At 46.2% G+C, this 19729-nt stretch carries 17 protein-coding genes; 12 read left to right on the forward strand and 5 right to left on the reverse strand.

The genetic code is table 11. From position 1 onward, the window contains the following. Positions 1-5: 5 nt before the first annotated feature. From NSB28_RS07440 to NSB28_RS07455, 4 genes are all read left to right on the forward strand, one after another. A complete protein-coding gene (locus tag NSB28_RS07440) occupies positions 6-1064 on the forward strand; it encodes an NAD(P)H-dependent flavin oxidoreductase (protein WP_109626282.1) in 1059 nt (352 codons plus the stop codon). Positions 1065-1137: 73 nt separating this feature from the next. After that, complete coding sequence (locus tag NSB28_RS07445) at positions 1138-1641, forward strand: transcription repressor NadR (RefSeq protein ID WP_109626283.1); 504 nt, start codon at positions 1138-1140, stop codon at positions 1639-1641. Positions 1642-1714: 73 nt separating this feature from the next. After that, positions 1715-3172 (forward strand): glutamate--tRNA ligase, encoded by a 1458-nt coding sequence (gene gltX, locus NSB28_RS07450; RefSeq protein ID WP_109626284.1) that lies wholly within the window; start codon positions 1715-1717, stop codon positions 3170-3172. A 12-nt stretch (positions 3173-3184) separates the two neighbouring features. Beyond that, positions 3185-5023, forward strand: coding sequence for an ATP-dependent helicase (locus NSB28_RS07455; RefSeq protein ID WP_109626285.1), 1839 nt, complete (start codon positions 3185-3187; stop codon positions 5021-5023). An 83-nt stretch (positions 5024-5106) separates the two neighbouring features. Here NSB28_RS07455 and NSB28_RS07460 read toward each other — a convergent pair whose 3' ends face one another. Beyond that, positions 5107-5487: a DUF1292 domain-containing protein gene (locus tag NSB28_RS07460; protein WP_109626286.1), complete on the reverse strand. Its 381-nt coding sequence runs from the start codon at positions 5485-5487 to the stop codon at positions 5107-5109. 368 nt (positions 5488-5855) lie between these two features. On the opposite strand from NSB28_RS07460, the gene NSB28_RS07465 reads away from it, so the two are divergent. From NSB28_RS07465 to NSB28_RS07480, 4 genes are all read left to right on the forward strand, one after another. Further along, entirely contained in the window at positions 5856-6611 is a 756-nt protein-coding gene (locus NSB28_RS07465; RefSeq protein ID WP_109626287.1) for an exodeoxyribonuclease III, read from the forward strand. Positions 6612-6920: 309 nt separating this feature from the next. Next, entirely contained in the window at positions 6921-8732 is a 1812-nt protein-coding gene (locus tag NSB28_RS07470; protein WP_109626288.1) for an ABC-F family ATP-binding cassette domain-containing protein, read from the forward strand. A gap of 122 nt (positions 8733-8854) precedes the next feature. Further along, positions 8855-10747: an alpha-amylase family glycosyl hydrolase gene (locus tag NSB28_RS07475; protein ID WP_109626289.1), complete on the forward strand. Its 1893-nt coding sequence runs from the start codon at positions 8855-8857 to the stop codon at positions 10745-10747. After that, complete coding sequence (locus NSB28_RS07480) at positions 10744-11280, forward strand: DUF5662 family protein (RefSeq protein ID WP_109626290.1); 537 nt, start codon at positions 10744-10746, stop codon at positions 11278-11280. The genes NSB28_RS07475 and NSB28_RS07480 overlap by 4 nt, the downstream gene beginning before the upstream one ends. 50 nt (positions 11281-11330) lie before the next feature. Here NSB28_RS07480 and NSB28_RS07485 read toward each other — a convergent pair whose 3' ends face one another. Further along, positions 11331-11810, reverse strand: coding sequence for an S-ribosylhomocysteine lyase (locus NSB28_RS07485; RefSeq protein WP_109626291.1), 480 nt, complete (start codon positions 11808-11810; stop codon positions 11331-11333). Between the two features lie 174 nt (positions 11811-11984). Here NSB28_RS07485 and trpS point away from each other — a divergent pair, with 174 nt between their 5' ends. Both trpS and NSB28_RS07495 read left to right on the forward strand, forming a co-directional pair. Beyond that, positions 11985-12989: a tryptophan--tRNA ligase gene (gene trpS / locus NSB28_RS07490; RefSeq protein WP_109626292.1), complete on the forward strand. Its 1005-nt coding sequence runs from the start codon at positions 11985-11987 to the stop codon at positions 12987-12989. A gap of 34 nt (positions 12990-13023) precedes the next feature. Continuing rightward, entirely contained in the window at positions 13024-13524 is a 501-nt protein-coding gene (locus NSB28_RS07495) for a heme-degrading domain-containing protein (RefSeq protein ID WP_109626293.1), read from the forward strand. 139 nt (positions 13525-13663) lie between these two features. Here NSB28_RS07495 and NSB28_RS07500 read toward each other — a convergent pair whose 3' ends face one another. Together NSB28_RS07500 and NSB28_RS07505 are read right to left on the reverse strand one after the other, a co-directional pair. Next, positions 13664-15544, reverse strand: coding sequence for a glycerophosphodiester phosphodiesterase family protein (locus NSB28_RS07500; RefSeq protein ID WP_109626294.1), 1881 nt, complete (start codon positions 15542-15544; stop codon positions 13664-13666). After that, positions 15529-16407, reverse strand: a complete 879-nt coding sequence (locus NSB28_RS07505; protein WP_109626295.1) for an RluA family pseudouridine synthase — start codon at positions 16405-16407, stop codon at positions 15529-15531. The genes NSB28_RS07500 and NSB28_RS07505 overlap by 16 nt, the downstream gene beginning before the upstream one ends. 224 nt (positions 16408-16631) lie before the next feature. On the opposite strand from NSB28_RS07505, the gene NSB28_RS07510 reads away from it, so the two are divergent. Then, positions 16632-18002: a sodium-dependent transporter gene (locus tag NSB28_RS07510; RefSeq protein WP_109626296.1), complete on the forward strand. Its 1371-nt coding sequence runs from the start codon at positions 16632-16634 to the stop codon at positions 18000-18002. Positions 18003-18085: 83 nt separating this feature from the next. On the opposite strand, the gene NSB28_RS07515 is transcribed toward NSB28_RS07510, so the two are convergent. Next, positions 18086-18634, reverse strand: a complete 549-nt coding sequence (locus NSB28_RS07515) for a Uma2 family endonuclease (protein WP_109626297.1) — start codon at positions 18632-18634, stop codon at positions 18086-18088. Between the two features lie 303 nt (positions 18635-18937). Between NSB28_RS07515 and NSB28_RS07520 the strand changes: the two genes are divergently transcribed. Beyond that, positions 18938-19726 carry a DUF7402 domain-containing protein gene (locus NSB28_RS07520; protein ID WP_109626298.1) on the forward strand — a complete coding sequence of 263 codons (789 nt, stop codon included), beginning with the start codon at positions 18938-18940 and terminating at the stop codon, positions 19724-19726. Positions 19727-19729: the final 3 nt, after the last annotated feature.

Genomic DNA, 19729 nt, shown 5'->3' on the forward strand with positions numbered 1-19729 from the left:
ACGGAATGAATTTAAAACCGTTGGTTATAGGGGATCTGACAGCTAAGATCCCAGTCATCCAGGGCGGGATGGGAGTAGGCATCAGCCTCTCAGGACTGGCCGGCAGCGTGGCTTCGTGCGGGGGTGTGGGCATCATATCCACGGCACAGATCGGATACAGGGAGGACGGCTTTTCAGAGAATCCCATTGAGACAAATTTAAAAGCGATCGGAAAAGAGATAGCAAGGGCAAGAGAAATAGCGAAGGGCGGAATCATAGGCGTAAATATTATGGTTGCAACAAAACGTTATGCCGATTATGTGAGAGAGGCAGTTAAGAGCGGTGTTGACCTGATCATATCAGGCGCTGGGCTGCCTACCATGCTGCCTGATCTTGTGAGGGGGAGCCGGACGAAAATCGCCCCCATCGTATCTACTGTGAAGTCGGCGAGCGTTATCTGCAAGCTCTGGGAGAGGAAATACAGCAGACTGCCGGATCTTGTGGTGATCGAAGGACCCAGAGCAGGAGGGCACCTTGGATTTACAAGAGAACAGCTGGAAAAATTCACGCCCGGGGAGTATGAAAAAGAGATAAAAGGAATCATGGAAGTCGTAGAGGACTATGGAGAGCATGGCGGGGTACATATCCCTGTAGCTGTGGCCGGAGGCATCTACGGCAGAGACGACATGGAAAAAGCACTGGCGCTGGGAGCAGATGCCGTACAGATGGGAACCAGGTTTGTGACCACATATGAATGCGATGCAAGTGACGCCTACAAGCAGGCATATATAAATGCGAAAAAAGAAGACATCTGCATAGTTGACAGCCCTGTAGGAATGCCCGGAAGGGCCATTTCCAATAAATTTCTCTGTTCAGTAAAGCAGAATCCCCCGGGACTGCGGGGTAAGTGCTACAACTGCCTGGAACACTGCAATCCGGCCACGATCCCCTACTGTATCACGAGGGCCCTGGCGGCAGCGGCGAAAGGTGATACAGAGAACGCACTGCTGTTCTGCGGTGACAATGCGTGGAGGTCAGACCATCTGGAACATGTGGAAGATATCATCAAAGAGTTGACACAATGAGAATATTTGGATAAACTAGAGCCAGGACTTCTATTCCCGCAAGGGGAATTTGATTTGCGAAGGAGACATGGCTATGACAGGAGAAGAGAGACGCAGGGAGATCATCCGCATCATACGTGAGAGCAGAGATGCCGTGTCGGGCACGGGACTGGCAGGGATGCTGCATGTGAGCAGGCAGGTCATCGTCCAGGATATTGCACTTTTAAGAGCGGCTGATTATCCCATCGTATCGACTACAAAAGGATATATTTTAAATGAGGCAAAATCCGTTTCCAGGGTTTTTAAAGTATTTCACACGGATGAGCAGACAGAGGATGAGCTCAACTGTATTGTTGATATGGGAGGCTTTGTGGCGGATGTTTTTGTGGACCATAAGGTCTACGGAAAGCTATGTGCAAAGCTTTCTGTAGGTTCCAGAAGGGATGTCAGGAATTTTATGGAGGAGCTTAGGAGCGGCAAAGCCGCCCCGCTGAAAAAACTCACAAGCGACATCCACTATCACACGGTGGAAGCCGGGAATACCCAGATCCTCGATGCGATCGAGCAGGAATTAAAAGAGAAAGATTATTTGCGTTGAAATAAAATGCTTTTCGGTATATAATTAACAATTAGGCCGAAAGGCATTTTTAGTATAAGTTAGGAGAAAGAGAATGAGTAAAGTAAGAACAAGATTTGCACCCAGCCCGACAGGAAGGATGCACGTGGGAAATTTAAGAACGGCGTTATACGCATACCTGATTGCCAAGCATGAAGATGGAGATTTTTTGCTCAGGATAGAAGATACAGACCAGGAGCGTTTTGTGGAAGGCGCGCTTGAGATCATTTATCATACCCTGGCTGAGACGGGTCTTATTCATGATGAAGGTCCTGACAAGGACGGCGGCGTGGGTCCATATGTGCAGAGCGAACGCCAGAAACAGGGCATATACATGGAATATGCTAAAAAGCTCGTAGAGAAAGGGGAAGCTTATTACTGCTTCTGTGACAAAGAGAGGCTGGATTCCCTGAGGCAGGAAGTGGCAGGCAAGGAGATCGTTGTATATGATAAACACTGTCTGAACCTGTCTAAGGAGGAAGTGGAGGCAAACCTGGCAGAGGGCAGGCCGTTTGTCATCCGCCAGAATATCCCCAGAGAAGGTACAACGAGATTTGAAGATGAGATATACGGAACTATTGAAGTTCCCAACAGCGAGCTGGATGATATGATCCTGATCAAATCAGACGGATATCCCACATATAATTTTGCAAATGTGGTGGATGACCATCTTATGGGGATCACACATGTAGTCAGAGGAAATGAATATCTCTCATCAGCGCCGAAATATAACAGGCTTTATGATGCTTTTGGGTGGAAAGTACCGGTCTATGTACACTGTCCCCTGATCACAAATGAGGAGCATAAAAAGCTGAGCAAAAGAAGCGGCCATTCTTCCTACGAAGATTTGATCGAGCAGGGATTTCTGACGGAAGCAGTAGTCAACTATGTGGCATTGCTGGGATGGTGTCCGGAAGAGAACAGGGAGATATTCTCACTGGAAGAACTGGTAAAAGAATTTGACTACCGCCATATGAGCAAGTCTCCGGCAGTATTTGATGTTACTAAGCTCAAATGGATGAACGGTGAATATATTAAGGCTATGGATTTTGACGCCTTTTATGAGAGGGCGCTGCCTTTTATCAGGCAGACTCTGTCAAGAGAGATGGACTTTAAGAAGATAGCAGAGATGGTAAAGACAAGAATCGAAGTATTCCCGGATATCCCGGATCTTATAGATTTCTTTGAAGCTGTGCCGGAATATGATTCTTCCATGTATACACATAAGAAGATGAAGACGAATGCGCAGACATCCCTGGAGGTATTAAAGGAGATCCTGCCGAAGCTTGAAGCTCAGGAGGATTACAGCAATGATGCGCTCTATGGGATGCTCGCCGGCTATGTATCTGAAAAAGGATGCAAGAACGGCTACGTGATGTGGCCGGTAAGGACAGCTGTGTCAGGAAAACAGACAACTCCTGCCGGAGCTACGGAGATCATGGAAGTTCTTGGAAAAGAGGAGTCAGTGGCGCGTATTAAAGCAGCCATTGAAAAGCTTGAGAAAGAAATCTGAGGCAGATAATATATGGGGTTAAGTGAAACTCAGTCCAGGGCAGTCGCCCACGGAGAAGGGCCATGCATGTGTCTTGCAGGGCCCGGCTCCGGAAAAACCACAGTAATTACACAAAGGACAAAATATCTGATAGAAGAGCTAAAGGTCATGCCAAGGGAGATCCTTGTCATAACCTTTACGAAGGCTGCGGCGCTGGAGATGAAGGAGCGGTTTTATGCTCTTATGGGCGGGATAAAGCTGCCTGTGACATTTGGTACCTTCCACGCCGTATTTTTTACTATTCTGAGGCAGGCTTATCATCTGACAGCAGGGAATATACTGAAGGAAGAGCAGAAATACCAGTATTTAAAAGAGATAGTCAGCCATCTGAAGATGGAGATCGAAGATGAGTCAGAGTTTACATCTGATCTGGCTTCTGAAATAAGCCTTGTCAAAAATGAGAGGATACCCCTGGAGCATTATTATTCTAACAGTTGTCCTGAGGAGATATTCCGGGATATCTTCAGAGCATATAAGGAAAAAGTCAGCCGCGCAAGGCTGTTGGATTTTGATGATATACTTGTGTATACATATGAGCTTCTGAAAGAGAGGCCGGATATCTGTTCATCATGGCAGAAGTGTTTCAGGTATATACTTATAGATGAATTCCAGGATATTAACAAGATCCAGTATGATGTGATAAAGCTGCTGGCAGCCCCGGCCAATAACCTTTTTATCGTAGGGGATGATGACCAGTCCATCTACCGGTTCAGAGGCGCAAAGCCGGAGATCATGCTGAATTTCCCAAAAGAATATCCCGAGTGTGAAATCGTGGCCCTTGAGGAAAATTACCGCTCCGCGGAGAATATCATTAAAGCGGCGGGAAGGGTCATATCAAACAATACATCCAGATTTCCCAAGAAGATACACGGTGTAAAAGGCCCTGGTGATAAGCTGGAGCTGCATGGATTTGTAAACCAGACACAGGAAAATATCTTCCTGATAAAAAGGATACAGGAATATCTGAAGCAGGGTGAGACATACAGGAATATGGCTGTATTGTTCCGCACTAATACAGGGGCAAGGACGATCGTAGAAAAGTTCATGGAATACAATATCCCCTTTCAGATGAGGGACGTGATGCCCAATATCTACGACCACTGGATCACAAAGGATATCGCAGCTTATTTCAGGATTGCCATGGGGGAGAGGAAACGCCAGGATTTTCTGCGCATTATCAACAGGCCGAAGCGGTATATTGGCAGGGAGACCCTGGATGAGCCGACGGTTTCTTTTGATAAGCTGTGTAAATACTATGAAGACAAGCAGTGGATGGTTGAACGTATCGACCAGATGGAATACAATATAAAGCTCATATCTAAAATGACGCCCTATGCGGCTATCAACTACATCAGGCATGGCATAGGATATGAAGAGTACCTGAAGGAATATGCAGTATACAGGAAAATCAAGCCGGAAGATCTGTATGAGGTACTGGACGAGCTGTCAGAGGCGGCAAAGGCCTTCCGGACCTTTGAGGACTGGTTTGCACATATGGAGGAGTATACGAAGGCTCTGAGGGAACAGGCGGGCAGCATTGATCCTGAGGCAGATGCAGTGCTGTTTACCACGCTTCACAGTTCTAAGGGGCTGGAATTTAAGATCGTCTTTATTATTGATATTAATGAAGGAGTGATCCCCCACAGAAAGGCAGTGCTGGACATGGATGTCCAGGAGGAGAGAAGAATGTTCTATGTGGGGATGACCCGGGCAAAAGAGAAGCTCCATCTCTATTATGTAAAAGAGCGGTACGGAAAACCAATGGATCCGTCCAGATTTTTAGAAGAGCTTCGCAGGACAGGAAATAAATGACAGATTAAAACCCGCTTCGCCGGGTACCTTTTTGGTACTGGCACGGAGCGGGCTTATTTTAGATGCTTTAGTTTTTGTTCGTTTTAGTTTTCTTCGTCTTCTTCTGCGTCAACCAGCTCATCATATTCCTGGCTGTCTAAGAGTTCATCGAAAGCGTCAGCGGCGATCTCATATTCTTCATCAGAATCGATGTTGGAAAGTTCCGGCTGTCCGTCTTTTTCAGTAAATCTGTAAAGGAAAACTTCTCCGTCTTCATTTTCACCCTTCTCATCCAGCGGGAGAAGTGCGATATACTCTTTGTCAGCGGCAGGGAAGATCGTAAGGATCGCACACTCTACAACAGTTCCGTCATCCAGAGTCAGGGTTACGGTAGCTTCTTCTTCATGTCCGCAGTCGGATCCACAGTCAGATCCGCAGCAGTCACAGCCGCAGCTGCAGTTTTCGTCGTGATTATGTTCACTCATTATGAATACCTCTCTTTTATCATGTGATTTTTAAATAAATGCACTTTCACTTTAACAGATGTATATGAAAAAAGCAAGATTTAATAGGAAAATTTTAGATTTTACGGTAACAGTTCAGCCCTCCACTGTTCCGCGAGGTGTTTTCGTGCAAAATGCACGAAAATCCCGAGAGTAGCAGCGCCAAAATGCTGTAAACAGCATTTTGTGTGCATCGCGAAGCGTTGTTATAGTTCAGCCGGCTGCTGAATAGCAGACGGCTGAACTGTAACAATTTATGGAAATGAATGAGTATGAAAAAACAGGGTACCATTTACAGCTGATTCATGATATATTGTTAGACAGAGAAAGAAGTAAAGGAGAACTTTATTATGAAATTGATATCTTGGAATGTGAATGGGCTTAGGGCCTGTGTGCAGAAGGGTTTTATAGATTTTTTTAATGAGATCGATGCAGATGTCTTCTGCATCCAGGAGAGCAAGCTGCAGGAAGGGCAGATCGAACTGGAGCTGCCGGGCTATCATCAGTACTGGAACTATGCTGTGAAAAAAGGGTATTCAGGGACTGCCATTTTTACAAAAGAAGAACCCTTAAACGTGTCATATGGGATAGGGATAGAAGAGCATGACCAGGAGGGAAGGGTGATCACCCTGGAATTTGGTGATTATTATGTGGTTACAGTGTATACCCCGAATTCCCAGAATGAGCTGGCCAGGCTGGATTACAGGATGAAATGGGAGGATGAGTTCCTGAGGTATTTAAAAGGACTGGAGGAGAAAAAGCCAGTTATATTCTGCGGTGACCTGAATGTCGCCCACAAAGAGATCGACCTTAAGAATCCTAAGACAAATAGGAAAAACGCAGGTTTTACCGATGAGGAGAGGGAGAAATTCACCCGGATAACAGAGTCCGGCTTTATCGATACTTACAGGTACTTTTATCCTGATACAGAAGAGGTATATTCCTGGTGGTCATACCGCTTCAGGGCCAGGGAGAAGAACGCAGGGTGGCGCATTGATTATTTCTGCGTATCAGAATGCCTGAAGGATAAGCTGGTGGACGCTAAAATACACACAGAGGTATTTGGCTCAGACCACTGTCCTGTTGAACTTGATATTGAACTTTAAAAATCAGGGCCTGCCATGGCCCTGATTTTGTTTTGGTTCACACACCGCTATTTTGCGAGGTGTTTTCGTGTTACTGTTCACACGTCACCATCCCGCGAGGTGTTTTCGTGTGTATTTTCACGAAAATCCCGAGGGCTGCAGCGCGAAACGGCGGTTTTTGCCGTTTCTGTGCATCGCGAAGCGTGTTACAGGTCACGGAGTGAACAGTAACGTTTTCATGTAAAAGAGTTACAGGAAGTTGACGTTTAGGCTAAAATCTTTTATGATATGTGTTAGTACTGCAGGCAGCTGCCAAGAGGAGCGTATAAGATGAATATATTAAATATAGAACATGTCAGCAAAATATTTGGTGAGAAAACGATTTTTGATGATGTATCCTTCGGGATACATGAAGGTGATAAGGTCGGTATCATTGGGATAAACGGAACAGGGAAAACTACCCTGCTTAAGATCATAGCGGGAATTGAGGAGCCGGATGAAGGGCAGGTTATAAGGCAGAACGGCATAAAGTTCAGCTACCTGCCCCAGTATCAGGAGTTTCCCAAAGGAGCCACTGTGCTTTCTTATGTGTCTGCCGGACAGAGGCAGGAAGAGTGGAATACAGAGAGTGAAGCAAAGAGCATTTTAAACAGCCTGGGAGTCACAGACCATGATGCACAGATTGAGTTTCTCTCCGGGGGCCAGAAAAAGAGAGTGGCCCTGGCAAGGACTCTTCTGGAGCCCTCCGATGTCCTGATCATGGACGAGCCAACCAACCATCTGGATGAGGAGATGGTGACATGGCTGGAAGATTACCTGAGAAAATATAAGGGTGTCCTTATTATGGTGACCCATGACAGATATTTCCTGGATAAGGTTACCAACAGGATACTGGAGATCAGCCGCGGCAAATTTTATTCCTATGATGCCAATTACTCAAAATTTCTGGAAATGAAGGCCCAGAGGGAGGAGATGGAGCTGGCGAGTGAGAGAAAGCGCCAGAGCATCATGCGTATAGAAATGGAATGGGCTAAGAGAGGATGCCGTGCCAGGAGCACAAAGCAGAGAGCCAGGCTGGAAAGGCTGGAGGCCCTGAAGAACGGGGCTGCGCCGGTGCAGGACCAGCTGGTGGAGCTGGACTCTGTGGAAACCAGGATGGGGAAAAAGACAATTGAGCTGCATCATATAAGCAAAAGCTATGACGGCAAGACAATAATAGATGATTTTGATTATATCTTCCTTAAAAACCAGCGCATTGGGATCATAGGGGCCAATGGCTGCGGCAAGTCTACTCTTATTAAAATGATCGCAGGGCTGACAGAGCCTGACGAAGGGGTGATCGAGATTGGGGAGACTGTCAGGATCGGCTATTTTGCCCAGGAAGAGCAGGATATGGATGACAGCCAGAGAGTGATTGACTATGTGAAGGATATCGCAGAATATATACCTACCAGGGAGGGAAGGATCAGCGCTTCACAGATGCTGGAGAGATTCCTTTTCACACCGGATATGCAGTATGCACCTATAGGAAAGCTCTCAGGCGGTGAGAAACGCAGGCTTTATCTGCTGGGGACCTTAAGCAGCGGAATCAATACGATCCTCCTTGATGAACCTGGGAATTCTCTGGACATCCCTACTCTGACGATCCTGGAAGATTACCTGAATTCTTTCCCGGGTATTGTGATCACTGTCTCTCATGACCGTTATTTTCTGGATAATGTGGTGGACAGGATATTCGTTTTTGACGGTAATGGCCGCCTCAGGCAATATGAGGGAGGCTACACTGATTACCTGGAGGCAAGACAGAGAGAGGCTGCAGGGGAGGATGAAAGCCCGGTACAGAGGAAGAGTCCTGATGAAAAGAAGGGGCAAAATAAGGATTGGAAACAGAACAGGTCTGTTAAATTAAAATTCTCCTATAAAGAACAGAAAGAGTTTGAGACAATAGACGATGTGATTGCTGCTCTTGAACAGAAAATAGAAGCACTTGACGCAGATATCATGGCAAACGCCACAAATTCCGGCAGGCTCAATGAACTGACACAGCAAAAGGAGGCGGCGGAAACCCAGCTGGAGGAAAAAATGGAGCGCTGGATATATCTGAACGACCTGGCAGAAAAGATAGAAGCGCAGAAAAATTGATGATGCGCCGGATGTCTGTTGCTTTTGCCCATTTCTTAAAATAGTCTGGAAATTTAGCGCGATATGAAGTATAATAGTTTAAACTGACAAAAAATATTCTCCATGACAGACTGGCAGGATGAATGAGGAAAGGGCAGGGGAAAAACAAAGTGGAAGGAAAGAGCTTTAAGAGGATCAGCAAGGGGGACTACAGAGGACTGGGAGCGGTCAGAATGTCCGGGGGCATGAATTTTGCGCTTGCGGCAGATACAGAAGAACCGGTCAGCCTGTTGATCTATAAAAAAGGTGAGAGGGATGTCTTTGAGGAGATACCCTTTCCGGACGAACCTGTGATTGGAAGCATATATGCTATGAAGCTGGAAGGTTTTGAACCCCAGCGGTATGAGTATAATTTTCGTATAGAAGGCTGTGTGCAGCAGGATCCTTATGCAAAGCGCATTACAGGACGGCCTGCGTTTGGTGAGCCTGTCCCGGCAGAAGATCCACACTGTATAAGGTCAGGGTTTGTAACCCGGGAGTATGATTGGGAAGGTGACAGGGGGCCGGATATCCCTTATGAGGATGTGGTTGCATATAATCTCCATGTGAGAGGCTTTACAAAACACTCCAGCTCCGGAGTCCGCCATAAAGGGACATTTCTGGGTCTCCAGGAAAAAATACCTTACTTAAAAGAGCTTGGGGTAAATCAGATAAAACTGATGCCTGTATATGATTTTGCAGAGCGGATGGAGCTTTCACCTCATACAAACATGAACTATAAGGAAAAAGAGGTCCAGACATTCAAGATAAATTACTGGGGATATGGCAGCGGCAATTATTTTGCTCTCAAGGAAGCATACAGCTATGGGAAGGATGCTGTCCGGGAGTTTAAGGACATGATCAAGGCCTTTCACCTGAACGGACTTGAGATCATTATGGAATTCTCATTCCCGAAAAACGTAAATCCCAGGCTTATATCCAGCTGCCTGGCTTACTGGGCAGTGGAATATCATATAGATGGTTTCCATCTGCTGTGTGATGAAACAGTAGCTTCTTTTGTTTCGAAGGATCCTATGCTGTCATCAACTAAGCTTCTGGGAATATATTTTCCGGACGAGGCCCGGGGACCATATGACAGGAAGAAGAGGTACCGCAATACGGCAGAGTGCAATGACGGTTTTATGATCGATATGCGCTGCTTTTTAAAGGGTGATGAGGGTATGGTGAATGCCGCTACTTACAGGCTTAGAAGGAACCCGTCAGGGAGCGGCGTTATTAATTATATTACAAATCATGACGGCTTTACCCTGGCTGATCTTGTATCTTATAATGAAAAGCATAATGAGGAAAACAGAGAGCAGAATCTGGACGGGCCTGATAATAATTACAGCTGGAACTGCGGCATAGAGGGAAAGACGAAGCGCAAAAAGGTAGTGGAGCTGCGCATGCGTCAGGTGAGAAATGCCCTGGCATTACTGCTTCTCGCCCAGGGAGCTCCCATGCTCCTGGCAGGAGATGAGATGGGGAATACCCAGAACGGAAATAATAATGCATACTGTCAGGACAATGCAGTTTCCTGGCTGAACTGGAATATGCAGAAGACCAATCAGCCTCTCTTGGATTTTACTAAGGGTCTGATTGAATTCCGCAAAAAACACAGGATCCTTCATATGCCGTCCGAGCTGAAGGTCATGGATACCATGTCCTGCGGCTACCCTGATCTCTCTTATCATGGGGACAGGGCCTGGTATGGTGATTTTGATGACAGCTGCCGCCATATCGGTCTGATGTACTGCGGTGAATATGCAGGTGAAGACGAATTTATCTACATAGCCTTAAATATGCACTGGGAGGAAAAGCATTTTGCCCTGCCCAGCCTGAACGGGGATTATAAATGGTACAAAGCGCTGGATACGGCATATGGTATTTATGAAGAAGAAGAGGAACCTGTCCTTGAGGATGAGCGCTATCTGAAAGCAGACGGTCGCAGCATAATCGTGCTTATTGGCAGACAGAAACCGAGGCGTAAGAAATGAAGGTAATTGAACATTTTAAAACTATTACAGAGCATAAGCTGCTGGTGATGAGATATTGTTTCCGCGTTGGCCTGTACAGGCAGGGACTTCTGCATGATATGTCCAAATACATGCCCAGTGAGTTTCTGGTGGGTTGCAGGTATTATCAGGGAACAAGGAGCCCCAACAATGCTGAGAGGGAAGTGAAGGGATATTCCAGCGCCTGGCTGCACCACAAGGGGCGGAATAAGCATCACCTGGAATACTGGATTGATTATAATGACAAGGAGGAAGGAGCGCCTATGGCAGGCATGAAGATGCCAAGGCGTTATGTTGCTGAAATGCTCATGGACCGCATTGCAGCATCCAGGATCTATAACAGGGGACATTATAATGACAGTTATCCTCTGGCATATTTCGAGAAGGGCAAGCAGCATTATATGATGCATCCGGAGACATTCCGGCAGCTGGAAGGCCTGCTCCGTATCCTGAATGATAAAGGAGAAGATGCACTTTTCTGGTATGTAAAGAACAGGTTTTTAAAAGAAGAGTGAAAAGAGACAGGAGCTGCCCCAGGGAAGCTCCTGTCTGCGTAAACCCATATTTATGAAGGGTAATTCAGCTGTCTCTCTGTAATGCCTGTGAGCACTTCTTCAAGATAACGTTTTGCGAGATATCTGGCCATGGGAAGATTCATATCCAGATAATTTCCGCAGTCCCTGGCAGAGGCCCCGGGAACCTCATCCTCAAATCCACGGATAAAAGTGAAAAGCTCTGTCATAAGCGGAACAATATCCTTTGATTCATAATCGCCGGAGAGAAGAAGATAGAAACCTGTACGGCAGCCCATAGGTCCGAAGTAGATCGTTTTACTCCCGAAAACAGGGTGGTTCCTTAAAAAAGTAGCGGCCAAATGTTCAATGGTGTGGACTTCGGCAGTATTCATGACAGGTTCCTCATTTGGGTTAGTCATGCGGATATCGAAGGTGGTTACAGTTGTATTCCCAACAGTGTCCTTCCGGGATACGTAGAGGCCAGGGACAAGCCTGATGTGGTCGATTGTAAAGCTGGTTATTTTTTCCATAGATCAGTCTCCTTAATAAATTTGTCACTCAGAATTCAATTTCTATTTTACCAGATATGGCCGTGCTTTACCACAGAAACTTGACTTTAATGGGGTTCAGTGATAAACTTTAGTTACTGTTCACGGAGTGAACAGTAACTAACTTTACCCATACAAATATGGAGGATATATGACATGATTAATGACAAAAAAGTATTATTTAGCGGAATGCAGGCTACCGGTAATCTGACTCTTGGAAACTATCTGGGAGCCCTGAAGAACTGGGTAGCTTTAAGTGATGAATATGAATGTTTCTACAGTGTGGTTGATATGCACTCCATAACAGTCAGACAGGATCCGGCGGTTTTAAGAAAAAGAGCCAGGGCTCTTCTTACGCTCTATATAGCGGCAGGACTGGACCCGGAGAAGAACTGTATCTACTACCAGTCCCATGTGTCAGGCCATGCAGAACTGACATGGATACTGAATTGTTTCACTTATATGGGAGAGCTGAACAGAATGACCCAGTTTAAGGATAAGTCAGCTAAACACGCTGACAATATCAATGCAGGTCTGTTCACTTATCCTGTGCTGATGGCGGCAGATATCCTGCTTTTCCAGACAGACCTTGTGCCTGTAGGGATCGACCAGATGCAGCATCTGGAGATCACAAGGGATATCGCTATCCGCTTCAACAATATCTACGGGGATGTATTTACCATTCCTGAAGCTTATATTGGAAAGACAGGCGCGAAGATCATGAGTCTTCAGGACCCTGTGAAGAAAATGTCCAAATCAGATGAGAACCCAAATGCCAGCATCTATCTTATGGATGACCCTGATACAATTATGAGAAAGTGCAGGCGTGCGGTGACGGATTCAGAAGCGGTGATCGCTTACAGGGATGAGCAGCCGGGTGTCAAAAACCTGCTGGACATCTACAGTACCTGCCTGGGCATAGCACCTGCGGATGCAGTGAAAGAATTTGAGGGCAAAGGCTACGGTGATCTGAAGTCAGCTGTGGGCGAAGCTGTTGTCTCTGTGTTAAAGCCAATACAGGATGAGGTGGTGCGCCTTGAAAAGGATAAGGCATATATTGACGGCATAATTAAGAATAATGCAGAGAAGGCTAATTATTTCGCAACTAAGACACTTCGCAAGGTACAGAAAAAAGTAGGTTTCCCTGAACGCATCAGATAAGATGTGTCATGTTAAAATATAAGGAGGTATTTTTATGAGTTGGGATGAGATTATCACAATGCTGGAAATGCAGGAAGAAATACTGCAGTTTTCACATTTCACTAATGAGGATGCCTGGGAGCTGGGCTGTGAAATCGTATCGGAGGCCAGAAGAAGGAAACTTTCTGTGGCAGTGAAGATAAGGCTCAATAATGGATATGAGGTCTTCAAGTATGCAGGAGACGGCACGACTCTTCACAATGAGAACTGGCTGAACCGGAAGTATAATTCAGTGAAGACGCTTGAGCACAGCAGCCTCCATACTTATATGCTCCTCCAGAAGACAGAGGAGAAGCTGTCAGACTGGACGCTTGATGAAAAAGAGTATGCTGCCTGCGGCGGAGGTTTCCCGGTACGCGTGGAGGAGGTCGGCGTTATTGGAGCTATATTAGTGTCGGGCCTTGACCATATTGCTGACCATGATCTGATAGTCAAATGCCTGAGCCGTTATCTGCATATTGATGAAGTGCCCAGGATCAGAGGAGATATACTCTGATGAGCTTAAAATGATACGGATATGCGACAGAAGTAAGAAAGACAAAAGATGAGGGATGCGCCGGAGATGGCGCATCCCTTTTTTGGGAAGGCGGAAGATTCGTGGAAACGGTATTTTCCCAGGGCCGTGGATAATAATGCTAAAATATCTGTGCAGACGGATCAGGAAAGAAAAAGTCTGCAGCCTGATTTAATATAAAGTTCCATCCTATGTCTCCGGCTTCATATTTAGCCAGAGGGATATTGTCAGTCACAAGGCCGTCTGCCCGACTGCGGAGTATCTTTTGGATGCTACGTTCAGAATTTGCAGTCCATGCATATACCTGTTTATTCTGGTAATGTGCCTGCCCAACAAGGCCGGCGGATAAAGATGTGGTCTCTATGCTGTAGGCATCCAGATAATCCAGGTCATACTGCCGGGAGAGCAGGAGGACAGAAATATATACAGTCTTTATTTCGGGCCTGAGCTCTTTTGCCTCCTTGAGCAGATCCAGACTCATGGAAGCGATCATGCACTGGTCCTGCATCCCTGCCTCGCAGATCTCATCAAGTGTCTGCCTGACAAGCTCTTTTTCATGTCCGGTAGATTTCAGTTCTATCATCAGTTGGATGTTGTCTTTGGCTGCAGTCAGCATTTCTTTCAGGGTGGGGACCCTCTCTTTTGAGTACTCGTAAGAGTATCCGGACCCTGCATCCAGCTCCCTGACAGTCTCGTAGTCAGCATCCCACACATTAAGGTCGGTGCCTGTGGTGCGCTTGAAATTAGTATCATGCATCACGATAAGAGTGCCGTCTTTTAACTGCTGGACATCGATCTCAGCCATATCTGCCCCGTCCTTTATGGACTGATTGAGTGCAGCCACGGTATTTTCGGGAGCAAATGTGGCTCCGGCCCTGTGGGCTACAAATATAGTATGGCTGGGCTTAGGGTACCATGTCTGTGCGGCGATTTCTGTCTCACTGAATATAAGAAGAGCTATTACAGTAATTAAAGTAAAAAATAACCTGATTCCAAAGTGTCTGAAAGACCACTGTGATTTAACGCAGGCGGGTCTTATGTCATTTCTGTACTGATGATAAAAAACAACCATTACAGTGCACAAAAAGACTGACAGAAACACGCCGGCAGCTATCTGCCACACACTCTCCCATTTCAGAAAATAAAACTGGAATACACTCCTCCAGTCAGACGGAGGATGGAACAGTCTCACGGAGCCGGCCAGGATCCCCGCAGCCAGGAACGCAGCTGCAGCCATGAATAATTGGAAGAGGACTACATATGCCGCAAAACGCACCAAAATCTTTAGCTTTTTCCCACGAAGAAGAGAAAGGCTTTCTTTAAAGGACTGCAGGAAAGTATTTTTATTCAGGATGAGCGAAGGGAATCCCAGCAGATAAAAGAATAAAATAACATGCAGGATCACGATCACAAAAACAAAAACCCACAGCAGTATAGGATCTCCTATCATAAATTCCAGGATAAATTCAGGAATCTGGAACATACGGAGATAACCACTCGTCAAGGCAAATACGGAGAGCATCATCAGCGGCAAAAGAAGAAAGACAGGGAGCCGTCTGAGAGAGAAAAAGGAGAGAGCTTTACGGACAGTTTCTTTCCAGAGCCCCCAGACGGAGACCGTAGTGCGCTGCCAGCCTTTGTTACTGTAAAGGATGAGAGCTATTATTTCAAAATAAATATAAAACCCTGCCAGAAGCAAGACTGCCAAAAGGAGCAGGATAGCGGCAGGATGCCTAAATACTGCCCATATATTTTCCTGGCCCAGATATGTCTCGCCGGCAAGAGAAGGAAGCAGGCTCACAAGAAATCTGACAAACGGGAAAAGAAAAACAAAACCAAACCATCTGTAGATCATTTCAAAGCACAATAAGGTGCTCCAGTTGCGTAAAACAATTCCAAATACGTTTCTAATTCCGTGGCGCATATTATTTACTGCGGAAAATCCGCACTCCTTTCCAGATTTCTGATACTGCAGACTAGAGCCTGTCATTTCATGATCCATTCCATATCATCCGGCAGGGGCGCTGTAAAATCCATTTTAATGCCTGTAACCGGGTGGTCAAAGGAAAGTCTGGCACTGTGCAGCGCCTGCCGCTTCATAATGCGGTAATCGGGGTTATACAGATAGTCACCCAGCAGGGGATATCCCAGGTATTTCATGTGGACACGGATCTGGTGGGTCCTGCCTGTTTCAAGGCGCAGGCGCACGAGAGAACAGCCATCCCTGCGTGAAAGGCACTTATAATGTGTCACAGCCCTCTCTCCCCTTTCAAAATCCACACAGCGTGTTATAGCGGAACCAGCTTCCCGTGCAATAGGCGCGTCTATGATGCCGCAGTGAGGGACAGATCCGGCGGCGACTGCCAGGTATTCCCGGCAGATGTTTCTGCTGGCCACCATGGAGGAGAGAAGAGCAGCGCTTAGTGCGTGACGGGCTATGATCAGCAGACCGCTGGTATCCCTGTCCAGGCGGTTGATGCATCTGTACACGAAGTTTTCCTTTTTCTGGGCAAAATGCCAGGCCAGCCCGTTGGCCAGGGTATTGCCGTAATTATTGACTGATGGATGGACAGGCGTATTGCTGGGTTTGTTTATGATCATCAGGTCTTCATCCTCATAGACGATTTCAAACGGGACAGGAGCCGGCAGTATGTTTTCAGAGCAGGCATCTTCTGTGAGGGTTATGACCAGCCTGTCGCCCGGAACAAGAGCGGCGGAGGAATAAGCCCAGTCTCCATTATGGACAATTCCCCTCTCTGTCCTTTTAAGGTGTGTCATTATATGATGCGAGTACCCTTTTTGACGCAGAAATTCTTCAATGGAAGAGTAGTTCATATCAATATTATAGGTAAAAATCCGTGTCATATGTATCCTTTCGGTGTAACTAAACTCGTTCAGTATTATAAAAATCTTAGACAGTAAATAGCATATCATTTTTTTAAAGAAAAGGAAAGCAATTTAAATATATACGCTGGAACATTAATGCTTTAAATAGATGATAAAATTTGTTAAAAAATTATCTACCACTTCTCAGAATGTGCCTTATCATGTAAAATGAAAGGGAAACTACAAAGGAGAGGTAAAGAGAAATGGAAAGAGAAAAGTTTTCTTCCAGGCTTGGTTTTATCCTGATATCTGCAGGATGCGCCATCGGGCTTGGAAATGTGTGGCGGTTCCCCTACATAACAGGGAAGTATGGCGGAGCGGCGTTTGTGCTTATTTATCTGTTTTTCCTGTTCATCCTGGGTCTGCCAATCATGGTCATGGAGTTTGCCGTGGGACGTGCCAGCCAGAAAAGTGCGGCGCTTTCTTTTGATGTGCTGGAGCCTAAGGGAACTAAATGGCACTGGTATAAATGGGGTGCCATGGCAGGGAACTATCTGCTGATGATGTTCTATACAACCATAGGTGGATGGATGATCCTGTACTTTTTCAAGATGGTGACAGGACAGTTCCAGGGCCTGGATCCTGAACAGGTCCAGAACGCTTTTGGCGACCTGATGGGGCAGCCGCTGCTGATGGGCGGATGTATGATACTGGTAGTTCTTATTGGGTTTGGAATATGCGGCAAGGGACTCAAGAATGGTGTGGAGAAGATCACAAAGGTCATGATGGTATGCCTTTTGATCCTGATGATTGTTCTGGCAGGACGTTCGATCTTTTTGGAAGGAGGACAGGCCGGGCTGGAGTTCTATCTGAAGCCGGATTTCGGGAAGCTTCAGGAGTATGGGATCGGTCAGGTGATCTATGAAGCCATGGGCCAGGCATTTTTCACCCTGAGCCTTGGGATAGGCGCTCTTGCAATATTCGGAAGCTATATCGGCAAAGACAGGGCGCTCACAGGGGAGGCTGTCAGTGTGACGGTCCTGGATACTTTCGTGGCCCTGATGGCAGGCCTGATCATCTTTCCGGCGTGCTTTGCATATAATGTGCAGCCGGACAGCGGCCCGAATCTGATATTTATCACCCTGCCCAATGTATTTAATGCAATGGCAGGAGGAAGACTGTGGGGCAGCCTGTTCTTTATGTTTATGTCATTTGCGGCCTTATCCACCATTGTGGCAGTATTTGAGAATATCATCTCATTTGCCATGGATCTGACAGGGTGCAGCAGGACGAAGGCGGTTGTTGTAAACCTTATTGCAATTATTATCCTTTCCCTGCCATGCCTGCTGGGCTTCAATGTTCTGAGCGGGTTCAACCCTCTGGGTGGAAGCAGCAATGTGCTGGATCTGGAGGATTTCATTGTCAGCAATAACCTTCTGCCTCTGGGAAGCCTCATTTATCTGCTGTTCTGTACCTGGAAGTGCGGATGGGGATTTAAAAATTTCCGCAGTGAAGCGAACACGGGTAAGGGATTAAAGTTTCCCTCCTGGGTGCTCATTTATGTGAAATTTATATTGCCGGTTATCGTGATTGTGATCTTTGTGATGGGATATATCACAAAGTTTGCAGGGTAAAAGAATATCCCGTGGAATTCAGTGCTTTTCGGCATACGATTCTCCGCGGGATATTTTTGTTTTCTAATGCTCCCCGGAAATAATTACAGGGTGATTTCCTGGAAGTCAATCCATAGATCATCATATATATTGACCTTTATCTTGTCCCGGAAGGTGTAGTATTTGACCTGAAAGCTGTCCGTTTCAAGGTGATACACAAATATGGACTGTTCTACAGGGTTCACAATCCAGTATTCCCGAACGCCTGCATCAGCGTATAAGTTCAGCTTCCGAATGTAGTCATGGCTGGAATTGCCGGGGGAAACAATTTCAATAATCCAATCAGGCGCACCGGTGCAGCCCTTGTCTGTGAGCTTATCACGATCGCATATAACGCTTATATCCGGTTCGACAATGGTTTTCCTGTCTTCATATAATTTAACGGCAAATGGGGCAGGATAGACTTCACATGATCCGCCCGTTGTATCAATATAATTTGCAATTGTTTTTGACACAGACATCAGTATTTTTTGATGTGCCCGGCTGGGTGCTGCCTGGTAATAAATTTGGCCGTTAATGAGTTCGCCCCGGACATCCTCCGGCAAGGCGTAATAATCTGCTTCTGTGTATGTCTGTTTTTTCGGTATTGCCATAGTAACACTTCCTTTCTTTTGGCTTATCGGTGGGGGCTGGTGTGGCTTTTTGTATATTTGGATGCTGGCATAATCAAGCCCCTTCCTATGATTTATAATAACAACATAACATAGAAAATGGTCTTTGACAATAATTAACACTCCGTAGCATATCCCAATTTATACCCAAATATCAGGCAGCAACAGTTAATCAGTGCTGGAAGCCATTGCCTTTTTCAGTAGGGTCTATTATAATGATCTAGGAGTGCAAAAATCCCATCGCCGAAGGCGATATTAAATATTTGTTAGGAGGTCAAAAAAGATATGGCAAAGATAAGTATCAAAATATTGAATAGAGAAGGTGTACTCCTGAGGGAAGGCTGCGCAGAAGAGGAAATAAATCTGCTTTATGATGCTGCCTACCAGGAGGGGGATGTGATTGTGGCTGAGACAGATGAGAAGGATGCCTTTTACTGGCTGCAGCTGGATGATGCAAAAGGAAGCTCTCTTGTATATGTGAAAGGAGATCTGCAGTATGAGATCCCATTCGGTGAAAAGCGGATCAACCTCTCACCAAAGGTATTTTCAGGGGAAAGACACCTGATACATATGAGAAAGGCCAGGCCGTATGAATATCAGGCCTACAGGAACCTGGCGCTGAATGTAAGTGACTGGCATGAGAATACTGGCTCTTATCCCCACGCTTCTGCTAATGTGGAAACCAGGGGAGAATCAGTGTTTGCCGCCATGAATGTCATAGACGGTGTCACAGCCAGCGACAGCCATGGCCGGTGGCCTCATGAATCCTGGGGAATCAACAGGAGAGAGGATGCCAGGCTTAAGCTGGATTTTGGCAGGCTTGTGGAGACCGACAGGATCATTCTGTATACAAGAGCAGATTTTCCTCATGACAACTGGTGGGTTAAAGGGACAGTTACATTCTCAGATGGGAGCAGCCTTGAACTGAATCTGGAAAAGACAGGCATGGCGCAGGAGTTTACATTTGAGAAAAGGAAAATTGAATGGCTTACATTGGGACAGCTGATAAAAGCTGATGACCCGTCACCGTTTCCGGCGCTGGTGCAGATGGAGGTATGGGGGAGCGAAGCGTAGATT

It is taken from the genome of Murimonas intestini, from assembly GCF_024622195.1.
Lineage (GTDB): Bacteria > Bacillota > Clostridia > Lachnospirales > Lachnospiraceae > Murimonas > Murimonas intestini.

What these genes read in the sequence shown, in the direction of transcription:
- NSB28_RS07440 (WP_109626282.1), top strand. Translation starts at nt 6, where the DNA reads ATGAATTTAAAACCGTTGGTTATAGGGGATCTGACAGCTAAGATCCCA.
- NSB28_RS07445 (WP_109626283.1), top strand. Translation starts at nt 1,138, where the DNA reads ATGACAGGAGAAGAGAGACGCAGGGAGATCATCCGCATCATACGTGAG.
- gltX (WP_109626284.1), top strand. Translation starts at nt 1,715, where the DNA reads ATGAGTAAAGTAAGAACAAGATTTGCACCCAGCCCGACAGGAAGGATG.
- NSB28_RS07455 (WP_109626285.1), top strand. Translation starts at nt 3,185, where the DNA reads ATGGGGTTAAGTGAAACTCAGTCCAGGGCAGTCGCCCACGGAGAAGGG.
- NSB28_RS07460 (WP_109626286.1), bottom strand. Translation starts at nt 5,487, where the DNA reads ATGAGTGAACATAATCACGACGAAAACTGCAGCTGCGGCTGTGACTGC.
- NSB28_RS07465 (WP_109626287.1), top strand. Translation starts at nt 5,856, where the DNA reads ATGAAATTGATATCTTGGAATGTGAATGGGCTTAGGGCCTGTGTGCAG.
- NSB28_RS07470 (WP_109626288.1), top strand. Translation starts at nt 6,921, where the DNA reads ATGAATATATTAAATATAGAACATGTCAGCAAAATATTTGGTGAGAAA.
- NSB28_RS07475 (WP_109626289.1), top strand. Translation starts at nt 8,855, where the DNA reads ATGAGGAAAGGGCAGGGGAAAAACAAAGTGGAAGGAAAGAGCTTTAAG.
- NSB28_RS07480 (WP_109626290.1), top strand. Translation starts at nt 10,744, where the DNA reads ATGAAGGTAATTGAACATTTTAAAACTATTACAGAGCATAAGCTGCTG.
- NSB28_RS07485 (WP_109626291.1), bottom strand. Translation starts at nt 11,810, where the DNA reads ATGGAAAAAATAACCAGCTTTACAATCGACCACATCAGGCTTGTCCCT.
- trpS (WP_109626292.1), top strand. Translation starts at nt 11,985, where the DNA reads ATGATTAATGACAAAAAAGTATTATTTAGCGGAATGCAGGCTACCGGT.
- NSB28_RS07495 (WP_109626293.1), top strand. Translation starts at nt 13,024, where the DNA reads ATGAGTTGGGATGAGATTATCACAATGCTGGAAATGCAGGAAGAAATA.
- NSB28_RS07500 (WP_109626294.1), bottom strand. Translation starts at nt 15,544, where the DNA reads ATGGATCATGAAATGACAGGCTCTAGTCTGCAGTATCAGAAATCTGGA.
- NSB28_RS07505 (WP_109626295.1), bottom strand. Translation starts at nt 16,407, where the DNA reads ATGACACGGATTTTTACCTATAATATTGATATGAACTACTCTTCCATT.
- NSB28_RS07510 (WP_109626296.1), top strand. Translation starts at nt 16,632, where the DNA reads ATGGAAAGAGAAAAGTTTTCTTCCAGGCTTGGTTTTATCCTGATATCT.
- NSB28_RS07515 (WP_109626297.1), bottom strand. Translation starts at nt 18,634, where the DNA reads ATGGCAATACCGAAAAAACAGACATACACAGAAGCAGATTATTACGCC.
- NSB28_RS07520 (WP_109626298.1), top strand. Translation starts at nt 18,938, where the DNA reads ATGGCAAAGATAAGTATCAAAATATTGAATAGAGAAGGTGTACTCCTG.